Source organism: Thalassotalea sp. G2M2-11 (assembly GCF_017168195.1).
In the GTDB taxonomy this organism is placed as follows: Bacteria; Pseudomonadota; Gammaproteobacteria; order Enterobacterales; family Alteromonadaceae; genus Thalassotalea_E.
The window spans coordinates 812,405-830,288 of record NZ_JADNYL010000002.1; the positions used below are offsets into that span (position 1 = coordinate 812,405).

The following is a 17,884-nucleotide window of genomic DNA, read 5'->3' on the forward strand; positions in this document are numbered from 1 at the left end:
CCATCAACTAACAATTGATGGCATTTTATCTATTAAGGCATGAAAAAACTTAATATATACCTTATTCTGCAAATAATTCTTACCATATTTCAATTTATTATTGGTTAGCCTAGATCAATTGTTTATAATTCTGTGCAAAATAACAAAAGGAGAATACCATGGAAGCAATAACGCAATGGTTTCAAGATAACCAAGCATTAATTCAAGAGTTTTTGATCAAATTTATTGTCGCAATCGTCATTCTATTTGTCGGTAAATTACTCGCCAAAATGCTCAGTAAAGGTATCCAAAAAATACTCTCGCATAAAGGCGTTGATCAAACCGTCATTTCTTTCGTGGGCAGCCTAGCTTATGGCTTGTTATTGCTCGTTGTATTTATCGTAGCAATCTCTCATTTAGGTTTTAACACTTCATCGCTAGTCGCTATTGTTGGTGCTGCAGGTTTAGCCATTGGCCTCGCTTTGCAAGGCTCATTGTCTAATTTTGCTTCAGGCATACTATTAATTTCATTCAAGCCATTTAAATCAGGTGATTTTGTCGAAGTTGCTGGTAATGCCGGTATTGTTGAAGAAGTCCATATTTTCTCGACCCAATTACGCACGGGTGATAATAAAACAGTCATCATTCCAAACGGGGCAATCACAAGCGGCACTATTACGAACTATTCGAGAAAGCCAACCCGTCGCATTGATCTCATTATTGGTGTCAGTTATGACGCCGATTTAGCCAAAACAAAAGAGGTATTAACAAGCGTTGTTAATAACCATGAATTAGTGTTAAAAGATCAAGACATCACTATCGGTGTTAGTGAGTTAGCTGACAATTCCGTTAATTTAGTTGTTCGTCCTTGGGTGAAAACCGAAAACTACTGGCCTGTACATTTCGACTTACTTGAAACCATTAAAGTCGAATTAGACAAGGCGGGTATTGAAATACCTTATCCACAATTATCTGTACATGTTAATCAAGAGAATACAAATGAATCATAAACTACTCCTCGCTAGCCTATGTTGTTTACCGTTTATCAGCGCAGCTGAAGACAGCAAAGCTGAACAATCCCCTATTACTGCATCGGCAGAATTAGGTATGTTATATAAAACAGGTAATACCAAAAGTGCGGATATCAAAACAGGCTTCGATTTTAAATATGAACAAGAAGCTTGGCGCAGTAGTATCGCGTTAGATTTATTGGTAAAGAAAACCGAAAAAATCGATGAAAATGGCAAAGAGCACTTTGACACTAGCGATCAAAAGTGGACATTTGAATCAAAAACTAACTACACCTTAGGCGAAAAAGGTAAGAACTATGTCTATGGCGCACTATCTTATGAAGATAACCGCTTTAGTGGTTTTGAAAACCAAAGTTCAATTTCGGCAGGTTGGGGTCGTGAATGGTTTAAAAATGAGAAAGCATCCTTATTTGCCGATATCGGTCCGGGTTATAAGCGTGATGTAACTAAGGCCACCGAGACAGTGCCAAGTGAAACGAAAAGTTCGTTTATTATTCAAGCACAAGCGTTATACCTTAGAAAAATTAATGAACACGTTCATTTCAAGCAAACATTAACGGCTAAATACGCCCCTAAAAGTGGTGAAAACAGCAAATATAAAGCTGAATCTTCTATCACAACGAAGTTGATCGAAACCTTGGCATTAAAATTCGCCTTTATCATCGATCATAACACCGAAGTAGAGCCTGGTACTGAACGCACCGATACACAAACAGCGTTAACCCTAGTCTATAGCTTCTAATTAGATACATTTATATGCTAACGAAAAATGCCAGTCAGTGAAAAGCTGACTGGCATTTTTTATTTATTTACATTCGATAAAAATGATGACATGAAAACTTGAACAAAATCTTATGCTAAGGTTCAAGCTAAACAAGTCACCGCTATTGTCGATATTATTGCACTAACCCATTTCGCACTAAACCACGCCTGACATTTTTACACAGCTTTGCCAAGCGAGAAATTTCTCCCAGTTTTGGCGTCACATTAGCGGCAAGTTTAGCTTCCCAATCACAGAGCTCAGTATCGACTAGCTCAAGTAATTTTTTCGGGCAACCGACACACGAAATTCCGCAAATATTGGCATCCGGTTCATTAAAGGGGAAATCATTTCTTACTTGAGCAATTAAATCGCCCATTGCACTTTTACAATCAGGTTTTCTCGTCATGCTTAACTTCTCAACAACTCAATAAACACATCATTTGCATGTGTTCAAGCCATGCCAAGATGATCATCACGGCAAACTGTAACTAACCAAGCAGCCAAATCCTCTGTTTGCTCTAGCGGCAACATATGGCCAGTTTGAGTAAAGACTTGTAAATGCATCTGCTCATCAGCATTCATTGCCACTTGCAATTTAGTGACATCGACTAAGTTATCATTCTCACCCACGGCAAAATATTTAGGGCAAGCGACTGCTTGTAATTGTGACATTAAGCTTTCTCGCTTAGTAGTAGCTGATAGCTGTTGCACTAACACCTTTTCACCAAGTGATTTATCCATTGCGGTGATCAACTCAATAATATCTTTACGCTGATAAGCACTTGTATCCAATAGATGCAAAATACGTTGACGAGGGACCCCTCGGTAACCTCTTTGCTTAACCCAAGCGAGTGTTCGTGCTCGCTCTTCTTGCTCTTTTGTTGGTAACGAGCACGGAAGATTTGATAACACAATGAGCTTTTTAACTAACTGTGGATACTTTACCGCAACAGCACTCGCTAAATACCCACCTAAGGAAAACCCTACTAAGATGATATTGTGATGATGAATTTGACGGTTAATGTCATTGACTATCTTATCAATTGTCGATAACTCAGCTATAGTTAGAAAGTGATAATCGAATGGCAAATCATCCTGTTTTTGTAGTTCAGACACCAAAGGTGACCAAAGCCGTTGATCACACATGGTGCCAGGAAGAAAGTAAAGGTGTTGCTTCATCTAACTACTGTAAGTACTTATCAAAAAACTGAATATCAACGTACTCTCCCTGCTCAACACGTCCTTGTTCTTGTGCTAACACTATGTAGCAATTCGCAGCGGCCATACTAGTTAAAATACCTGAGCCCTGACTCCCTGTTGATTTCACCACCAATTCCCCTTGAGCATTGTTATATGCAATACCACGTTGAAAATCCATCCTGCCCGGTGATTTTTTTAATGCGGATTCAGTTTTAGCTTTGATCAACACTGGCTGTTGATAAGCGACTTGTTGCATGTTCAATAATGCTGGAAGCGCTAATTGATGTGCAGTCACTAACGCTGATACCGGATTGCCTGGCAAACCAAAAAAGTATGAATTAGGTAATGAACCAAAAGCGAACGGTTTGCCTGGTTTCATCGCTATTTTCCAAAAATTAATATCGCCTAATTCACACAAGACTTTCTTAGTATAATCCGCATCACCGACTGACACGCCACCAGAGGAAATCACCACATCCGCTTGTTTATCAGCAAGCATAAAAGCATTTTGTATCGCCTGTTCATCATCTTCAATAATGCCAAAATCAATCACTTCAACACCCAGTTTATCAAGCATTGCCTGCAAAAAATGACTGTTACTTTCATAAATATCACCCTCTGACAATGGCTGACCAGGCTGTTTCAATTCGTCCCCTGTCGATAATAATGCCACTTTTAATTGACGATACACTTTGACTGTATCAATACCAAGCGATGCTAAGACACCAACATCAATACTTGTTAATACTCTACCGGCAGAAAAGACGGTTTGCCCTTTAGCAATGTCTTCCCCCATGCTGCGCACATTATCTGCTTGCTTTCGTTGTGCTAAAAATTGCACGATATCACCATCAACTTGACAATTTTCCTGCATTTCCACGGTGTCACAATCTTCAGGCATTTTAGCCCCTGTCATGATCCTGACACATTGCCCTAGCTCACATTGCCCTTGAAATGGCTGGCCAGCCATTGAACGGCCCACCATAGTTAATGACTGATTGTGCTGTAAACTTTGGTAGCTAAAGGCATAGCCGTCCATCGCTGAATTATCATTAGGCGGCACATTCACTGGGCTAGTGATCGCCTGCGACAGCACTCGACCCAATGCCTGTGTTAATGGCACGGTTTCTGTTTCACTGATCGGCTTTATCGCCGATAACATTTTTTCCATTGCCTGATCAAAAGGTAATAATCCAGGAGCCGAACAACAATCAACCATTTTTAATATCCAACAAATTTTCAATACCACCATTATCTGTGATCTCTATACAGATAACTATCCTCTGTCTTGTAATAAATTGATATATATCAAATTTAGAAACTCGTAATAATATTATTATTTTATTATCAATATTTGCTATAGTAATAGCGAATACCAATTTGATTAATGATTTGCTCACTCAGCGAAAATTAAAAGGTTTTGATTGCAGCTAATGGTTATTCCCTTAGTAAGATCAGTAACGCAGCATATAAGCCTTTTAAACTCGCCCTTTGGGAGCTTGTTAGCAGCGCGATAACTGCAGAAAATTTACTTGATGTAGAATAACTACATCTGTGCAAATTTTATTTGTTCTCACACTGCAAACATAGCTCTGAGTTGACTAAATCATTAGTCAATTTGGTATAAATTCGCCGAGCTTCTCGCGCTAACCTAATTTAACCAAGTTAAATCAGTATGTGTTATTAGCCGTGATTAAATTCGTTAATCGCCAGGGTTAATTTGGAAACAAATTTGCCTCCCGACATTTGGAAAGGTGGAATGTTAACAGACAACTTTGGTCGTAAGTTTTATTACTTACGCCTTTCAATTACTGATGTGTGCAACTTTCGTTGCAACTATTGCCTGCCCGATGGTTATCAATGTGACAATGATCGCAACTTTCTTTCGTTGCCAGAGATCACTCGCATTACGAAAGCCTTTGCGCAAATGGGCACAGAAAAGATACGCATCACCGGCGGTGAACCTTCCTTGCGTAAAGACTTGCCTGAAATAATAGCAAGGTGTAAGCAAACCCCTAATATTAAAAAAGTCGCTATTACCACCAACGGCTATAAATTACCTGAGCATATTGATAATTGGCTCGATGCTGGGATTGACGCTATCAATGTCAGTATTGACAGCTTAGATCCGCGTCAATTTCACGCCATTACCGGACACGATAAATTAACACATATTCTCAAAGGGGTTGATATGGCATTAGCCAGCGGTATTCAAGTGAAAGTGAACACTGTGTTAATGCGCGAATATAATGGCTATGACATTCAAAGCTATTTAGATTGGCTTAAAGATACACCTGTGACGTTGCGCTTTATTGAGTTGATGCAAACGGGCGATAACCAAGAGTTTTTTGATGCTCAACATATACAAGGCTCACGTATTAAACAAAACCTGATGTTAGATGGTTGGCTGCCTGTCATCAAAGAAAGAGCTTCTGGCCCAGCTCAAGAATTTTATCACCCTGACTATCAGGGAAAAATTGGCCTGATCATGCCATACAGCAAAGACTTTTGTTCCACTTGTAATCGCTTACGTATCAGTGCTCTTGGTAAATTACATTTATGCTTGTTTACTGAGCAAGGGCTAGATTTAAAAAGCTATTTACAACATGACGATGTAGAGCCATTAAAAGCTCGTATTGCTGCCATGATGCAAGATAAAAAAGCCACTCATTTCCTGCAAGAAAATTTAACGGGTGCAACAAAAAATTTAGCCATGCTAGGTGGGTAATATTTGATGACAAAACCATTACAATGTTTAGGGGTTGTGCTTGCGGGTGGCCGTTCTTCTCGTATGGGGCAAGATAAAGCACTACTACCACATAACCAAGCCAACATGCTGGCATTTAGCCAAAATCTGTTAGCACAAACCAAAGTTGATCAGGTTGTCGTCAGTGGCAAAACCCATGGTATTGCCGATACCTTTGACCAGCTTGGTCCGATGGGCGGCATTTATACCATTATTCAACAATATCAGCCGAAAGCATTATTAATACTGCCAGTTGACTTACCACTGATGAATGTTGAATCGTTAACACAGTTAAAGCTTGCTGGTGAGCTTTCGCAGCAACCAAGCTATTTTAACAATCACTATTTGCCACTTTATTTACCAGTTAACGCTTTTGTGAAGCAGTTCTTTGAACGGACATTTACCAAAATACAATCGGCAGAGCAAACCAAAGGACCTTCAATTCGTACCTTACTGCAACAACTTCCTAGTAAAGCATTAACGCCCAAAAATAATCAATGCTTGTTTAATACCAATACGCCCGAACAGTGGCAACAAGCACAACAACAATTTTCAAATCATAGGAGTACTCATGTCTAGTCATGGTTCCAGCACATTTATTCCGTTAAATATTGCCGTCCTTACCGTTTCAGATACTCGCGATGAAAGTAATGATACTTCAGGTCAACTGCTAGCTGAACGTGTGGTTAGCGCGGGTCACCAGCTAGCGGAAAAAGCCATCGTAAAAGATGATATTTATCAATTAAGGGCCATTGTTTCAAAATGGATTGCCGACGAAAATATTCAAGCAGTTATCAGTACTGGTGGAACAGGATTTACCTTACGTGATAATACACCAGAGGCGTTATTGCCGTTGTTCGATAAAAATGTTGAAGGCTTTGGCGAAATTTTTCGCGCCATATCATTAGATGAGATCGGCACTTCAACCATACAATCTCGCGCCTTTGGCGGCATTGCTAACCAAACAGTAATTCTATGTGTACCCGGTTCAACTAACGCATGTCGCACGGCTTGGGATAAGCTGATCAAAGAACAATTAGATGCTAGCCATCGCCCTTGTAACTTTGTACCCCATTTAAGCACGGCAAATAGTCAAGCATGTGAGAGTCGCGGCTAATGAATAACAATGAAACACAAGTCGCGTTAAGCCATGTTAATCAGCAAGGTGAAGCGAATATGGTGGATGTCACAGAAAAATCCCTCACTTCACGTACCGCAACGGCACAAGGTTTTATAAAAATGACGCCACAAACCTTGGCTCTTATCAACCAAGGCGAAAATAAAAAGGGGGATGTTTTTGCCGTTGCCAGAATTGCCGGTATTCAAGCAGCAAAAAAATGTAGCGATTTGATCCCACTCTGCCACCCGTTGATGCTAAGTAAAGTACAAGTAAACTTTGTAATAGATGAAAAGTTAAGCCAAGTGAAAGTGACAAGTTTATGTCGGCTGACAGGACAAACTGGCGTTGAAATGGAAGCATTAACAGCGGTATCGGTCGCTTGTTTAACGCTATTTGATATGTGTAAGGCAGCCGATCCAGCGATGGAAATCTTTGGTATCAAAGTATTAACCAAAGAAGGTGGTAAATCTGGCTCATGGCAAGCAAAAGCCTAGGGAGTATGTGATGATTAAAGTAGTTTTCTTTGCCGCATTACGAGAAAAGTTAGCTTGCAGTGAACTATCAATTGAAAGTGATAACATATCAACGGTTGAGCAAGTCAAACAACACCTGATAATGCAACAGCCCGATTGGCAAGCACACATACACAATAACGCATTATTATCGGCAGTTAATAATGAGATGGTACCCGCTAATCACCCAGTAAAGTCAGGTGATGAAGTAGCATTTTTCCCACCAGTGACGGGTGGATAATATGCAGACAGACATTAAAATTTCGGTACAAACTGAAGACTTTTCGCAGGCAGAAGAAGTCGCTCTACTAGAACAAAGCAATCATAGCGATGGTGCCGTAGTGACATTTTGTGGTCGGGTGAGAAACCGTAATCTTGGTGAAAATATTCAAGGCTTGTTTCTTGAACATTACCCAGGAATGACAGAAAAATCGTTAAGCAAGATCATCGAACAAGCCAAAAGCAAATGGCAGATCAACCGAGTCACTGTCATCCATCGTGTCGGGCAATTATCGGTCGGGGAACAGATTGTCTTTGTTGGGGTCACCAGCCCACATCGCCACGATGCATTTGCTGCCAATGAATTTATTATGGACTTTTTAAAAGTGAATGCGCCGTTTTGGAAAAAAGAGCTGAGTGATAATGGTGAAAAATGGCTTGATGCCCGTAGCAGCGATCAAGATAAAGCCAAACAGTGGCAATAACTTATGTATATAAGACACGCCTTTATTATATTAATACTACTGCTGTCTTTTACCAGCTTGGCAACGCCAAATAACAAGGTATTACGTATCGCGGTATCGGCAAATTTTGCTGAGCCGCTGAAAGCCTTATTGCCGACATTTCATCAAAACACAGGCATTCATACGCAAGTCATTACTGGCTCTACTGGCAATTTATTTCAACAAATTGTCCATGGTGCCCCATTTGATATTTTCTTAGCCGCCGATAGTATTCGACCAAATAAACTAGTCGAACTGGGTTTAGCCGATGCAAAACAGGTTAGCACCTATACGATTGGCGAATTAGCCTTTTGGTCTGCTAAATGGCATGACGCAAGTGCACCGCCAAGCATTGAGAAGGTAATCCAACAGCTAACCCTAAAAGAGCAGCGCTTCGCCATTGCTAACCCGACAATAGCCCCTTATGGCAAAGCCGCGAAACAAGCGTTAACCTCGTTAAAGCTTTGGCCAATACCAGCAAACAAACTAGTGACCGGCATTAATATTAACCAGACATTTCAACAACTAAGAACGGGCGCTGTGCCAATTGGCATCGTCGCCCACAGTCAGCTAAAGCAAAATAATTTAACTGGCATGCTGATCCCAACAACGCATTATCAAGCCATCACCCAGCAATTAGTCATTTTATCCCATTCAAGCCAGCAAGCTCAGGCAAAAAAGTTAAGAGATTTTCTATTATCGGATCACACACAAGCACAATTGCAAGCGCAGGGCTACCAAGCAGTTTCCTCCACTCAACAAGCAACAAGACGGATGATAAATTAACACTATGATCGATTATTCATCCGACTGGCAAGCGCTAGCAACCACAGTAAAAATGGCAGGGATCACTACCCTGTTACTCTTATTACTTGGCACGCCATTGGCTTGGTATTTAGCAAAAATGCAAAGTCGGATGAAAGTATTGCTTGAAGCCGTGGTTGCACTGCCGCTAGTCTTACCGCCAACCGTACTCGGCTTTTATTTATTGATTGCATTTGCGCCCAATTCCTTATTGGGACAATGGTGGCAACAAGTGTTTGGTTACCAGCTGGCTTTTAGTTTTTCAGCTATCGTGATTGGCTCACTGTTGTATTCATTACCCTTTGTCGTACAACCTTTACAAAAAGCGTTTGAACAATTACCCAATAACTACCTTGAAGCGGCAGCCGTTCTGGGTGCAGGACCCATTGATCGTTTTTTTCATGTGGTGTTACCTATCACTAAAGCAAGCTTTATTACCGCAGCCAGTTTAGGGTTTGCTCACACGGTAGGGGAATTTGGTGTAGTGTTAATGATTGGCGGTAATATTCCCCAAGAAACAAGGGTGTTGTCGATTGCGCTATTTGATCATGTTGAAGCCTTTAATTATCAACAAGCCCACATGCTCGCACTTGGATTGATCATAGCGTCTACCATTTTATTATCACTCGTGTATTTGATTAATCATCCACGCCGCAATCAAAGCCGTCAAAGTAGCGGAGTCAACTGATGCCACAACTGACTATCGATATCACCAATTCACACTTGGGTTTTGATTTTGCCATTAATCAGTCATTGAATTTGCAAGGAATATTAGGGGTTTTTGGTCACTCTGGTTCAGGAAAAACCACCTTATTAAATACGATTGCCGGATTAAATAGCACCAGCGCAGGACAGGTTTTATTTAATAACAGTACTTGGTTGGACAATACAAGCAACACCTTTATCCAACCCGAAAAACGTAACGTCTCACTAGTATTTCAGGATGCACGCTTGTTCCCGCACCTTAACGTCATCGACAACTTGAAATTTGCAGTAAAACGATGCCAATCTTCACAACTCAAATTTGACGATATTATTGAGCTAACACAAATCTCTCATTTGCTAACTAAGTCTCCGGAAGAAATCTCTGCTGGAGAAAAGCAACGAGTGGCACTAGCAAGAGCAATTTTGGCTGAGCCACAACTATTGCTACTTGACGAGCCACTGAGTGCATTAGATCAAACCAGTAAAATAGCTCTTATTCATTTACTGAAAACCGTTCACCAACAGCTGGCATTGCCAATGATCTATGTCAGTCATAATCTAGATGAAATTCAACAGCTAGCAAATCAGCTATTAGTACTCAATCAAGGAAAAGTCACGCACCTAGGAGATGTTCATCAGATCATCCATCAGCTCAATCATACCGGTAAAATTCAGCAGCAAACCAGTTTATCATTAGCAGTGTGTGTTCAAGATGACTCCCACGGGTTAACTAAATTACAGTTAGGTGATCAATACATTTATTTACTCAGTGAGCGAGTAAAGCAACAGACAACACAGCTGCGCTGTTATATTTTTGCCAACGAGATCAGTTTAACCACAACCGAGGCAAACAACAGTTCAATTGTGAATCAGCTTAAAGCACAAATTATTGATATTACGACCAATCAGCACCAAGTGCTTGTGCAACTGGCTTGTCATGGGCAAAATTTTTTCGCCAGCATTTCATCTTATTCATTAGAGAAACTGGCACTGGCTCCAAAACAATGGGTGTTTATGCAATTTAAAGCTAGTGCAGTACGCACTTAATCGAGGACATAGTGTTAACCAGTAACGAACAGCTTCGCTATAGCCGCCAAATCATGCTTGATAAAATCGGCGAGGAAGGACAAGTTAAATTACGAAATGCCAGTGTACTTATCGTAGGTATGGGTGGGCTAGGAAACCCCGTCAGTATGTATCTGGCTGCCGCAGGTGTTGGCAAATTAATTATTGCCGATGGCGATCAAATTGATGTCACTAATCTACAACGACAAGTGTTATTTACCGAGCAAGACATTCAACAGAATAAAGCGGAATGTGCAGCGGAAAAACTTCAGCAAAATAACAGCGATGTTGAGATTGAAGTCATCGACGAGATGATGGATGAAGAGTTATGCCAATATTATATTGCACAAGTGGATGTGGTCATTGATTGCAGTGACAATATCGCGACCCGCTATTTAGTTAACCGAGTTTGTGTTGAACAGCAAAAACCTTTCGTTATGGGAGCTGCTACCGGTTTTGACGGTCAGCAACTTGTGGTTGACCCAAGAAAACCAGACAGTGCTTGCTACCACTGTTTATTTCCTGCCTCAGAAAAAGCACCGGCACAAAATTGCCAAACCGTAGGTATTTTAGGCCCAGTTTTAGCAATGATTGCAGGATTACAAGCGTTACAAACAATCAAACTATTAACTGACATTGACGTAAAATATAACCAGCTAAATCTCTATGATGGCTTTAATAATCAGTGGCAACAGTTTTCACTCAATAAACAAAGTCAGTGCAGAGTCTGTGGTAAATAGTCAGTAATAACTGGCTAGCGGGCATTAAAAAGCCCTCTGACAATGGAGGGCTTAGTACAACATTGAAAATAATGATTTGTTATTTGAAGAGTCCGGAGTTTCTATCTGTTACGGCTTCTCGCCAACCGCCAAGCCACTCAGATCTTGCATCATGATTTTGATAAGGACAATTTTCTTTATTTCTGCCTGAAAGGCCTGCTTGATAACCATTTGAATGCGCTCTACCTAAACGATCTCTTTTTTGTCTTCTCATATACGAGTCTCCATAACTAATTAATAAATATAGTTTTATTAGATGTTTGGTGGCCGATATAAAACAACCATCGACACTTAATTTAAGAACAAATATCGTGCTTTATCAAGTATAAAAACCATAACAAAAGAGTAAGAATGTGTGAAAAATTGCTGTTTTTTCGTCGCAAAAAATTGACATAAAATATTTAACGAAAAAACAATTTATTAGCGAATGGCAATAGCTCATTTTGTACTAAACAAAAACTTTATATAATAAATTTGTTTAAAAAACATTCAAAACATTAGGGCGTGTTGAACTTTACTGTTTAAATTTCGCTCAAAACAAACTCATTCCAATAACGGCTGCATCACTTGCTCTAAACCATTAAGTTTAATTTCATACACTAACGCTAATTGCTGCCCCAATTTCCCCTCAGGAAAGCCTTTACTGTGAAACCACACTAAATAAGGCTCAGGAAGTTGTAATAATTTACGGCCAGCATACTTACCAAACGGCATGGTTTGATTGATGGCAGCAACCAAGGCTTGTTGATCAGAGAACATGATGAATTTATTACCTCTGGCGTTCCAATAAAGATAGGGAAAATACTCAACAGCTATGATGACATAAAAATGTCATAACTGGTGCCTATAATTCCCAAAAAATTTATCAACAAACTAGAGAATTTATATGTCGATTGTTAGAAAACGAAGCGCTGCTCACAAAGCTTACATACCGTCAAATGCCAGAGATAACCAATACATTCTGGCCGAATTTGCCATCACTGATGCATTACTCAACAAAATTTCACCTGACTTTTCAGCCGATAGCCCGCAAGCGTATTACCAGTTTTATCAAAGTTTATCGCAATTATTATTCACACTCTGTAAAGATTATTCGATACAAAGCAGTATTTTTGTTGCCAATGATAAACTGGTGAGAGTGCGCTACAGCCAAGAAATGCATCAGTGGCAAACGGGTCAGCAAATTTTATTCTATTACGATCCGCAAAAACATCAGTTACAAAATACTTTTTTTGATGCCAACATCAGAGTGAAAAAAATTACCCTACTATTTTTAGCAACAGGCGATGAATTGCGCATCAATGCCGCTAATTTTCACAAGAAGGTACGGCAGTTACTGAGCAATTACCAAGAGTTACTTGCTTTACAACCTGAGGCTTTTAGGGTGCGTGATCATCAACACCTAACCTATGATTTATTTGCGAAAAATAAAGGTTGCATGGGCGTCACCGCACATAAGTTACGCGCAATTACACAACGATATAAAAGCCAACAGTTAACACTGCCTGCAAATCACCATGCGATCACCTATGCGGTGGTCAACCTAAACATTGATCATCATTTATTATCACTGATTGAAATAGATCCCAGTTCAAAAGATCCATATAACCCGTTATATACTTACCTGACAGATACTTTTTCACTAGTTGCAAAGCGTTTCAACCTCAATAACGGCGCCCTGATTGCTAATGGTTTAGTTCCCATTGTCCGTCATAGTTTACATGAGCTGTTTTCATGTATGGGTGAATTACAAATGCTGGGGTATAACCCAGCGTTAAGTCCTTGCGGTATTGTCAGTAAATGGCAAGCAGATCAGTTAGTTGATAATGTTCAATTAATCTTTGTTGCTTCAAAAGATAACAGCGATGAACATGGTTTTGGCCGTTTTCTCAACCAAATTGAACAAGCAATGCGCTTAATGTCGACTGAGTTAGAAATTCCAGCAGAAAAAGAAGAAATCACCGTCCGATTTCACCAGCATATCGCCTATAACTTTTAGTACGAATCTATATGCAATAATTTATGGTTATTTGCCCTATGATTGATTAATATGCCGCTTTATCCTCTTAGTTCTAAGGTAGAAAAATGACCGACAATATTGAGCAAGCCACCCTAGCAGGCGGTTGTTTCTGGTGTATTGAAGCCGCCTTCAATAGTTTGCAAGGAATTATCAAAGCCGAGTCAGGCTATATGGGAGGAACGACTGACAATCCAAGCTATGAACAAGTGTGCCAGGGCGATACTGGTCATGCCGAAGTGGTACAACTCACGTTTGATAGCAATATCATCAGTTATCGTGATATTTTGGAAATATTTTTTACTCTACATGATCCAACTCAATTAAACCGACAAGGTAACGATATTGGCAGTCAATACCGCTCTGCCATTTTTTATCACACGCAAGCACAGAAAGAAGCTGCCGAGCAAATTATTGCCGAAATGAGCGCGAACAACACATGGCCGCAGGCAATCGTTACTGAAGTAGTCCAACAGCAAACCTTATACAGTGGTGAGCAATATCATCAAGGCTATTTCAAAAACAACCCAGAAAACCAATATTGCCAAGCCGTGGTTTCTCCCAAACTAGCCAAATTCAAACAGAAATTTGCTGAAAAATTAAAGTAGTTTTCTAAGCCAGTTTCTCTGGCATCACTTCATGTAAAAAACAAACTAAAAAGCAGCCTATCAGTGGCTGCTTTTTTTAGCGGTTCTGAAGCGAGCCAATTAATACATTAAGGTATAGAGTTTTCGGCGAAATTTTGTCGCCAGTGGATCACCATCAGGTAACGCTTTTAAAATATCTAACAACAATTCTTTACTTTTTTGATCACTGCCATCCTGTTGAACCAGCGAAAACAACAGGTTCAATGCTTCCTCATGGCGATTGACTTGGCTATATTGTGTGGCCAATTGCTGTTTTAACTGTTGGTTATCGGGCGATGCCTCCAGCTGAGATTCTAACGCCTGAATTTCAGGAGAATCAGCGGCTTCACTTGCTAGCTCCAATTTCGCTTTCACTGATTCAAATTCACTGTCTTGATCAACCATTTTAATCGTGGCTAATAATTGTTCTGCTTCAGCAATCTTTCCTGTATGAATATAAACATCTGCCAACACTAATTTAATATCAGCACGTTCCGGGGCTAATTGATATGCTTCTGATATCAGTGAAAACGCCTGATTAAACTCATTTTCACTGACCAATGCACGAGCTTGTTGCAATAACGTGTCTTCTGGTTTTGGTAAGCGTTTCGCCAAAAAGGCATCAATATCTTGCTCTGTTTGCGGTCCAGACAAGCCATCAATAGGTTGCCCATCTTTGACCAAAATGGCCGTAGGCAAACCTTGAATACCAAATTGTTGAGCAATTTGTGCCTGACTTTGACAATCAACCGTCGCATGAATGACATACTCACCAGCAGCAGCTACTTTTGCCGTTAACTTATCTTTTAATTCGACACTTTCTGGGATTTGCTCAGCCCAAAAAGAAACCAACACTAATTTATTTTTTGATTCTTCTAAAGCAAGCTGTTGAAAATTTTCCAACGTCATTTCGACACTATTTACTGACACAACACGTATTCCTGTTCACTGGTTCTTGTCTTTAATTTGGGGGCTTTATCGGCAAAAACAAGCAATAAAAACAATATTCCTAGTAACAAACACTACTCAACTAGGCATTTTAGGCATATAGTATATAAAGGAAGTTAGCAGTATCCCTAGATAATAAATACCACATAAAATTTATAAAATACTATGGTGCAAATGCTGATCTTCAAATACTTGGTTTTACTTTGTTGTTTAATCATTGCCTCAAAAATATGGGCTCAAAATAGCGAAACTATTACTGTTGATTATTGCATCGACCCAAACTGGGCTCCGTATGAGTCAATCGAAAACAAACAACATCAGGGCATTTCAAAACTATACCTCGATTTGATCGAACAGTATTCCCCTTTACGCTTTAACTTAATCACCACCCATACTTGGGAACAGAGTTTACATGGTATTAAGAGCAGTACTTGTCAGTTATTACCTTTATTAAATACATCTGCTGAACGGGAAAAGTTTTTAACATTTAGTAATATTTATTTTCGCGCCCCCAATGCCTTATATAGCCATTATGATCAAGCTATGGTTGGTAACCTGACCAGTATTACCGATCAAAAAGTAGCGGTTGTCGCGGGTTATCGCATGCATGATTATTTAACGCGAACCTTTCCTAACATGCACTTAGTCACTGTAACCAATGAACAAGAGGGATTAGTCAAAGTCGCTAATCAGGAAGTGGATTATTTTGTTGGCTCTTTTTACAGCGCAAATAGAGTTATTCAACAACTATCGCTTTCACAGCTAAGAATAGCGGGCATCGCAGAGTTTCCCGACAAATTACGTGTTGGAGTAGCAAAAGATGCTCAGCATCTATTACCGTTAATTAATCAAGCAATCAATAAAATATCAACAACAGAGCACAACCAAATATTTAATTCATTGAAAATGGCTGATCTTGTCAAACGTTCCAATTACGCGATAGTGCTCAAAACAAGCTTTGTCTTATTGTTGGTCACCTTGGCATTACTTGCCGGCTTTATCTATTTTCGCCAACAAGCAAAAAAATTGGCAGATAAACATCAAAAGCTACAAGCATTACACAATGAATTAGCGGATAAGAATCATCAATTAGCCCAATTATCTATCAGAGATCCGCTGACTAATTTGTACAACCGCACTCACCTAGCAGAAGTCATTGAACAACAGATCAAACTTAAACAACGTTACGACACTTCATCCTGTTTATTGATGATAGACATTGATGATTTTAAACGAATCAATGACAAGTTCGGCCACAAAGCGGGAGATGAAATTCTGATAAAATTTGCGAGCACCTTAACAAAGTGCGCTCGTGATTCCGATATCGTGGCCAGATGGGGTGGTGAAGAATTTTCACTACTTTGTCCTAACACAACACCACAAGAAGCAGAGCAAATAGCTCGTCGTTTTCAAGATTCATTAATGACAATGAATACTGAGCAAATTCAAGCCGTAACATGCAGTATAGGCATTGCAGAATTGACCGAAAATTGCTCTGCTGATGATTGGTTTATTGTTGCCGATAACGCGATGTATTCAGCCAAGAACCAAGGTAAAAACAAAATTATAATGCAAAGTAATGGCTGATAGTCAATCAACCATTACGCTCATTGATTAGTGATTAATTTCTCTAAGTAAATCTCGGGCGATGATCACTTTCTGGATCTCACTCGTGCCTTCATAAATCGAAGTCACTCGCACATCTCTTGCCATACGCTCTAATGGATACTCTTTAATATACCCCGCACCCCCCATTAACTGCAGTGCATCATAACAAGCAACATTGGCTTTTTCTGCCGCAAATAGTTTAGCCATAGAGGCTGCTTTACCAAAAGGTTGCCCTTGTTCTTTGGTATATGCCGCTTGCATCAATAATAATCGTGCCGCTTCAAGTTCAGTGTATCGCTCAGCCAGTTTCCATTGTAACCCCTGGAAATCTGCAATCGGCTGACCAAATTGTTTCCGTTCAACCATGTATGCTTTAGCATAATCCATCGCAGCAAGTCCTACACCTAGTGCTAACGAACCGATACCAATACGACCACCAGCTAACTCGCCCACTGCAACAGCAAAGCCTCTATTTTCTTGCCCTAACATCGCTGAAGCAGGTATACGACAGTTCTCAAAATGAATTTCATTGGTCGGTGAGGCTTTTTGCCCCATCTTGTCTTCCGTTTTACCGATTGTCATGCCTGAAGTACCCGCTTCGACGATAAAGCATGAAATACCTTTACCTTTTGGGGCACTCGTATCAGTAACTGCCCATACAACAAAGACCCCAGCAAAGGTACCACTGGTGATATATAACTTGCTACCATTAAGGATATAATGATCGCCGTCTTTGGTTGCCGTTGTTTTCATGCCGGCAGGATCGGAACCTGCAGTATTTTCCGTTAAACAAAAAGCCCCTGCTTTATATTCGCCACTGCAAATTTTCGGTAGGTAGCTTTGTTTTTGCTCTTCATTACCTACCGCTTGGATAACCTCAGCTACCATGTTAGTCACTGATGTCGTCACTGCTGTTGAGGCGCATGCTTTAGCTAGTTCTGTGATCGCTAAGCTAAACGCAACAGTACCGGCTTCAACACCGCCGTATTCAGCTTTCACATTTAACCCCATAAAACCTAACTCTGTGAGTTTGGCTAAATTAGCTAAGAAAATTGCTTGATCCTGAGTTTCATCAAGCTCTGCTGCCACGGGAGCAAGCTCTGTTTCGGCAAACTTTCTCGCCATATCTTGAATCATCATTTGTTCTTCGGTTAACGAAAGATCCATACTGTCCTCACATTGACTCATCTCTAATCGCTATAGTGTAAACAAAGATCGAAAGTTACACACTAATTATTTGACGTTTACGTCAACTTACC

22 protein-coding genes and 1 riboswitch are annotated in these 17,884 nt (G+C 40.1%); of the genes, 15 read left to right on the plus strand and 7 right to left on the minus strand.

Annotation, left to right across the window (positions count from 1 at the left end):
* Window positions 1-158 precede the first annotated feature (158 nt).
* Entirely contained in the window at window positions 159-989 is an 831-nt protein-coding gene (locus IV514_RS09550; protein ID WP_206484879.1) for a mechanosensitive ion channel domain-containing protein, read from the plus strand.
* Window positions 979-1,752, plus strand: a complete 774-nt coding sequence (locus IV514_RS09555) for a DUF481 domain-containing protein (RefSeq protein ID WP_206484881.1) — start codon at window positions 979-981, stop codon at window positions 1,750-1,752. The genes IV514_RS09550 and IV514_RS09555 overlap by 11 nt, the downstream gene beginning before the upstream one ends.
* Window positions 1,753-1,906: 154 nt before the next feature.
* On the opposite strand, the gene IV514_RS09560 is transcribed toward IV514_RS09555, so the two are convergent.
* Genes IV514_RS09560 through moeA form a run of 3 tightly spaced genes read right to left on the minus strand, consistent with a single transcriptional unit; the run spans window position 1,907 to window position 4,192 of the window.
* On the minus strand, window positions 1,907-2,179 hold the full coding sequence (locus tag IV514_RS09560) for a hypothetical protein (RefSeq protein ID WP_206484883.1): 273 nt from the start codon (window positions 2,177-2,179) through the stop codon (window positions 1,907-1,909).
* 44 nt (window positions 2,180-2,223) lie between these two features.
* Window positions 2,224-2,952: an alpha/beta hydrolase gene (locus IV514_RS09565; RefSeq protein ID WP_206484884.1), complete on the minus strand. Its 729-nt coding sequence runs from the start codon at window positions 2,950-2,952 to the stop codon at window positions 2,224-2,226.
* Between the two features lie 4 nt (window positions 2,953-2,956).
* Complete coding sequence (moeA, locus tag IV514_RS09570; RefSeq protein WP_206484886.1) at window positions 2,957-4,192, minus strand: molybdopterin molybdotransferase MoeA; 1,236 nt, start codon at window positions 4,190-4,192, stop codon at window positions 2,957-2,959.
* 399 nt (window positions 4,193-4,591) lie between these two features.
* A riboswitch (molybdenum cofactor riboswitch) is annotated at window positions 4,592-4,746 on the plus strand.
* Between moeA and moaA the strand changes: the two genes are divergently transcribed.
* The 10 genes from moaA (at window position 4,733) to IV514_RS09620 (ending at window position 11,387) form a co-directional block, all read left to right on the plus strand.
* Entirely contained in the window at window positions 4,733-5,701 is a 969-nt protein-coding gene (gene moaA, locus IV514_RS09575; RefSeq protein WP_206484888.1) for a GTP 3',8-cyclase MoaA, read from the plus strand. (Overlaps the previous riboswitch by 14 nt.)
* Before the next feature lie 6 nt (window positions 5,702-5,707).
* Window positions 5,708-6,298 carry a molybdenum cofactor guanylyltransferase gene (locus tag IV514_RS09580; RefSeq protein WP_241242268.1) on the plus strand — a complete coding sequence of 197 codons (591 nt, stop codon included), beginning with the start codon at window positions 5,708-5,710 and terminating at the stop codon, window positions 6,296-6,298.
* The gene (moaB, locus tag IV514_RS09585) at window positions 6,291-6,836 is read left to right on the plus strand and encodes a molybdenum cofactor biosynthesis protein B (protein ID WP_206484892.1); all 546 of its coding nucleotides are present in this window, start codon (window positions 6,291-6,293) and stop codon (window positions 6,834-6,836) included. Before IV514_RS09580 ends, moaB begins: the two co-directional genes overlap by 8 nt.
* A complete protein-coding gene (gene moaC / locus IV514_RS09590) occupies window positions 6,836-7,333 on the plus strand; it encodes a cyclic pyranopterin monophosphate synthase MoaC (RefSeq protein WP_206484894.1) in 498 nt (165 codons plus the stop codon). The genes moaB and moaC overlap by 1 nt, the downstream gene beginning before the upstream one ends.
* A gap of 10 nt (window positions 7,334-7,343) precedes the next feature.
* A complete protein-coding gene (gene moaD / locus IV514_RS09595) occupies window positions 7,344-7,592 on the plus strand; it encodes a molybdopterin converting factor subunit 1 (protein WP_206484896.1) in 249 nt (82 codons plus the stop codon).
* A gap of 1 nt (window position 7,593) precedes the next feature.
* Window positions 7,594-8,055, plus strand: a complete 462-nt coding sequence (gene moaE, locus IV514_RS09600; RefSeq protein ID WP_206484898.1) for a molybdopterin synthase catalytic subunit MoaE — start codon at window positions 7,594-7,596, stop codon at window positions 8,053-8,055.
* A gap of 3 nt (window positions 8,056-8,058) precedes the next feature.
* A complete protein-coding gene (modA, locus tag IV514_RS09605; RefSeq protein ID WP_206484899.1) occupies window positions 8,059-8,859 on the plus strand; it encodes a molybdate ABC transporter substrate-binding protein in 801 nt (266 codons plus the stop codon).
* Between the two features lie 4 nt (window positions 8,860-8,863).
* Window positions 8,864-9,565: a molybdate ABC transporter permease subunit gene (gene modB / locus IV514_RS09610; protein ID WP_206484911.1), complete on the plus strand. Its 702-nt coding sequence runs from the start codon at window positions 8,864-8,866 to the stop codon at window positions 9,563-9,565.
* Window positions 9,565-10,629, plus strand: a complete 1,065-nt coding sequence (gene modC / locus IV514_RS09615; protein ID WP_206484917.1) for a molybdenum ABC transporter ATP-binding protein — start codon at window positions 9,565-9,567, stop codon at window positions 10,627-10,629. Before modB ends, modC begins: the two co-directional genes overlap by 1 nt.
* Before the next feature lie 11 nt (window positions 10,630-10,640).
* Window positions 10,641-11,387 carry a HesA/MoeB/ThiF family protein gene (locus tag IV514_RS09620; protein WP_206484918.1) on the plus strand — a complete coding sequence of 249 codons (747 nt, stop codon included), beginning with the start codon at window positions 10,641-10,643 and terminating at the stop codon, window positions 11,385-11,387.
* Window positions 11,388-11,466: 79 nt separating this feature from the next.
* Here IV514_RS09620 and rmf read toward each other — a convergent pair whose 3' ends face one another.
* Entirely contained in the window at window positions 11,467-11,640 is a 174-nt protein-coding gene (rmf, locus tag IV514_RS09625) for a ribosome modulation factor (protein ID WP_206484920.1), read from the minus strand.
* A gap of 329 nt (window positions 11,641-11,969) precedes the next feature.
* Window positions 11,970-12,185 (minus strand): DUF3820 family protein, encoded by a 216-nt coding sequence (locus IV514_RS09630; RefSeq protein WP_206484922.1) that lies wholly within the window; start codon window positions 12,183-12,185, stop codon window positions 11,970-11,972.
* Window positions 12,186-12,312: 127 nt separating this feature from the next.
* On the opposite strand from IV514_RS09630, the gene IV514_RS09635 reads away from it, so the two are divergent.
* Window positions 12,313-13,425, plus strand: coding sequence for a DUF3083 family protein (locus IV514_RS09635; protein ID WP_206484924.1), 1,113 nt, complete (start codon window positions 12,313-12,315; stop codon window positions 13,423-13,425).
* An 86-nt stretch (window positions 13,426-13,511) separates the two neighbouring features.
* On the plus strand, window positions 13,512-14,051 hold the full coding sequence (msrA, locus tag IV514_RS09640) for a peptide-methionine (S)-S-oxide reductase MsrA (protein ID WP_206484931.1): 540 nt from the start codon (window positions 13,512-13,514) through the stop codon (window positions 14,049-14,051).
* Between the two features lie 99 nt (window positions 14,052-14,150).
* Here the strand turns inward: msrA and IV514_RS09645 are convergent, their stop codons facing one another.
* Window positions 14,151-14,999, minus strand: a complete 849-nt coding sequence (locus tag IV514_RS09645; RefSeq protein ID WP_346776911.1) for a tetratricopeptide repeat protein — start codon at window positions 14,997-14,999, stop codon at window positions 14,151-14,153.
* Between the two features lie 192 nt (window positions 15,000-15,191).
* Here IV514_RS09645 and IV514_RS09650 point away from each other — a divergent pair, with 192 nt between their 5' ends.
* Window positions 15,192-16,604: a diguanylate cyclase gene (locus IV514_RS09650; protein ID WP_206484936.1), complete on the plus strand. Its 1,413-nt coding sequence runs from the start codon at window positions 15,192-15,194 to the stop codon at window positions 16,602-16,604.
* Window positions 16,605-16,631: 27 nt separating this feature from the next.
* Here the strand turns inward: IV514_RS09650 and IV514_RS09655 are convergent, their stop codons facing one another.
* Window positions 16,632-17,813: an acyl-CoA dehydrogenase family protein gene (locus tag IV514_RS09655; RefSeq protein ID WP_241242269.1), complete on the minus strand. Its 1,182-nt coding sequence runs from the start codon at window positions 17,811-17,813 to the stop codon at window positions 16,632-16,634.
* Window positions 17,814-17,884 lie beyond the last annotated feature (71 nt).

What these genes read in the sequence shown, in the direction of transcription:
- IV514_RS09550 (WP_206484879.1), top strand. Translation starts at nt 159, where the DNA reads ATGGAAGCAATAACGCAATGGTTTCAAGATAACCAAGCATTAATTCAA.
- IV514_RS09555 (WP_206484881.1), top strand. Translation starts at nt 979, where the DNA reads ATGAATCATAAACTACTCCTCGCTAGCCTATGTTGTTTACCGTTTATC.
- IV514_RS09560 (WP_206484883.1), bottom strand. Translation starts at nt 2,179, where the DNA reads ATGACGAGAAAACCTGATTGTAAAAGTGCAATGGGCGATTTAATTGCT.
- IV514_RS09565 (WP_206484884.1), bottom strand. Translation starts at nt 2,952, where the DNA reads ATGAAGCAACACCTTTACTTTCTTCCTGGCACCATGTGTGATCAACGG.
- moeA (WP_206484886.1), bottom strand. Translation starts at nt 4,192, where the DNA reads ATGGTTGATTGTTGTTCGGCTCCTGGATTATTACCTTTTGATCAGGCA.
- moaA (WP_206484888.1), top strand. Translation starts at nt 4,733, where the DNA reads ATGTTAACAGACAACTTTGGTCGTAAGTTTTATTACTTACGCCTTTCA.
- IV514_RS09580 (WP_241242268.1), top strand. Translation starts at nt 5,708, where the DNA reads ATGACAAAACCATTACAATGTTTAGGGGTTGTGCTTGCGGGTGGCCGT.
- moaB (WP_206484892.1), top strand. Translation starts at nt 6,291, where the DNA reads ATGTCTAGTCATGGTTCCAGCACATTTATTCCGTTAAATATTGCCGTC.
- moaC (WP_206484894.1), top strand. Translation starts at nt 6,836, where the DNA reads ATGAATAACAATGAAACACAAGTCGCGTTAAGCCATGTTAATCAGCAA.
- moaD (WP_206484896.1), top strand. Translation starts at nt 7,344, where the DNA reads ATGATTAAAGTAGTTTTCTTTGCCGCATTACGAGAAAAGTTAGCTTGC.
- moaE (WP_206484898.1), top strand. Translation starts at nt 7,594, where the DNA reads ATGCAGACAGACATTAAAATTTCGGTACAAACTGAAGACTTTTCGCAG.
- modA (WP_206484899.1), top strand. Translation starts at nt 8,059, where the DNA reads ATGTATATAAGACACGCCTTTATTATATTAATACTACTGCTGTCTTTT.
- modB (WP_206484911.1), top strand. Translation starts at nt 8,864, where the DNA reads ATGATCGATTATTCATCCGACTGGCAAGCGCTAGCAACCACAGTAAAA.
- modC (WP_206484917.1), top strand. Translation starts at nt 9,565, where the DNA reads ATGCCACAACTGACTATCGATATCACCAATTCACACTTGGGTTTTGAT.
- rmf (WP_206484920.1), bottom strand. Translation starts at nt 11,640, where the DNA reads ATGAGAAGACAAAAAAGAGATCGTTTAGGTAGAGCGCATTCAAATGGT.
- IV514_RS09630 (WP_206484922.1), bottom strand. Translation starts at nt 12,185, where the DNA reads ATGTTCTCTGATCAACAAGCCTTGGTTGCTGCCATCAATCAAACCATG.
- IV514_RS09635 (WP_206484924.1), top strand. Translation starts at nt 12,313, where the DNA reads ATGTCGATTGTTAGAAAACGAAGCGCTGCTCACAAAGCTTACATACCG.
- msrA (WP_206484931.1), top strand. Translation starts at nt 13,512, where the DNA reads ATGACCGACAATATTGAGCAAGCCACCCTAGCAGGCGGTTGTTTCTGG.
- IV514_RS09650 (WP_206484936.1), top strand. Translation starts at nt 15,192, where the DNA reads ATGCTGATCTTCAAATACTTGGTTTTACTTTGTTGTTTAATCATTGCC.
- IV514_RS09655 (WP_241242269.1), bottom strand. Translation starts at nt 17,813, where the DNA reads ATGAGTCAATGTGAGGACAGTATGGATCTTTCGTTAACCGAAGAACAA.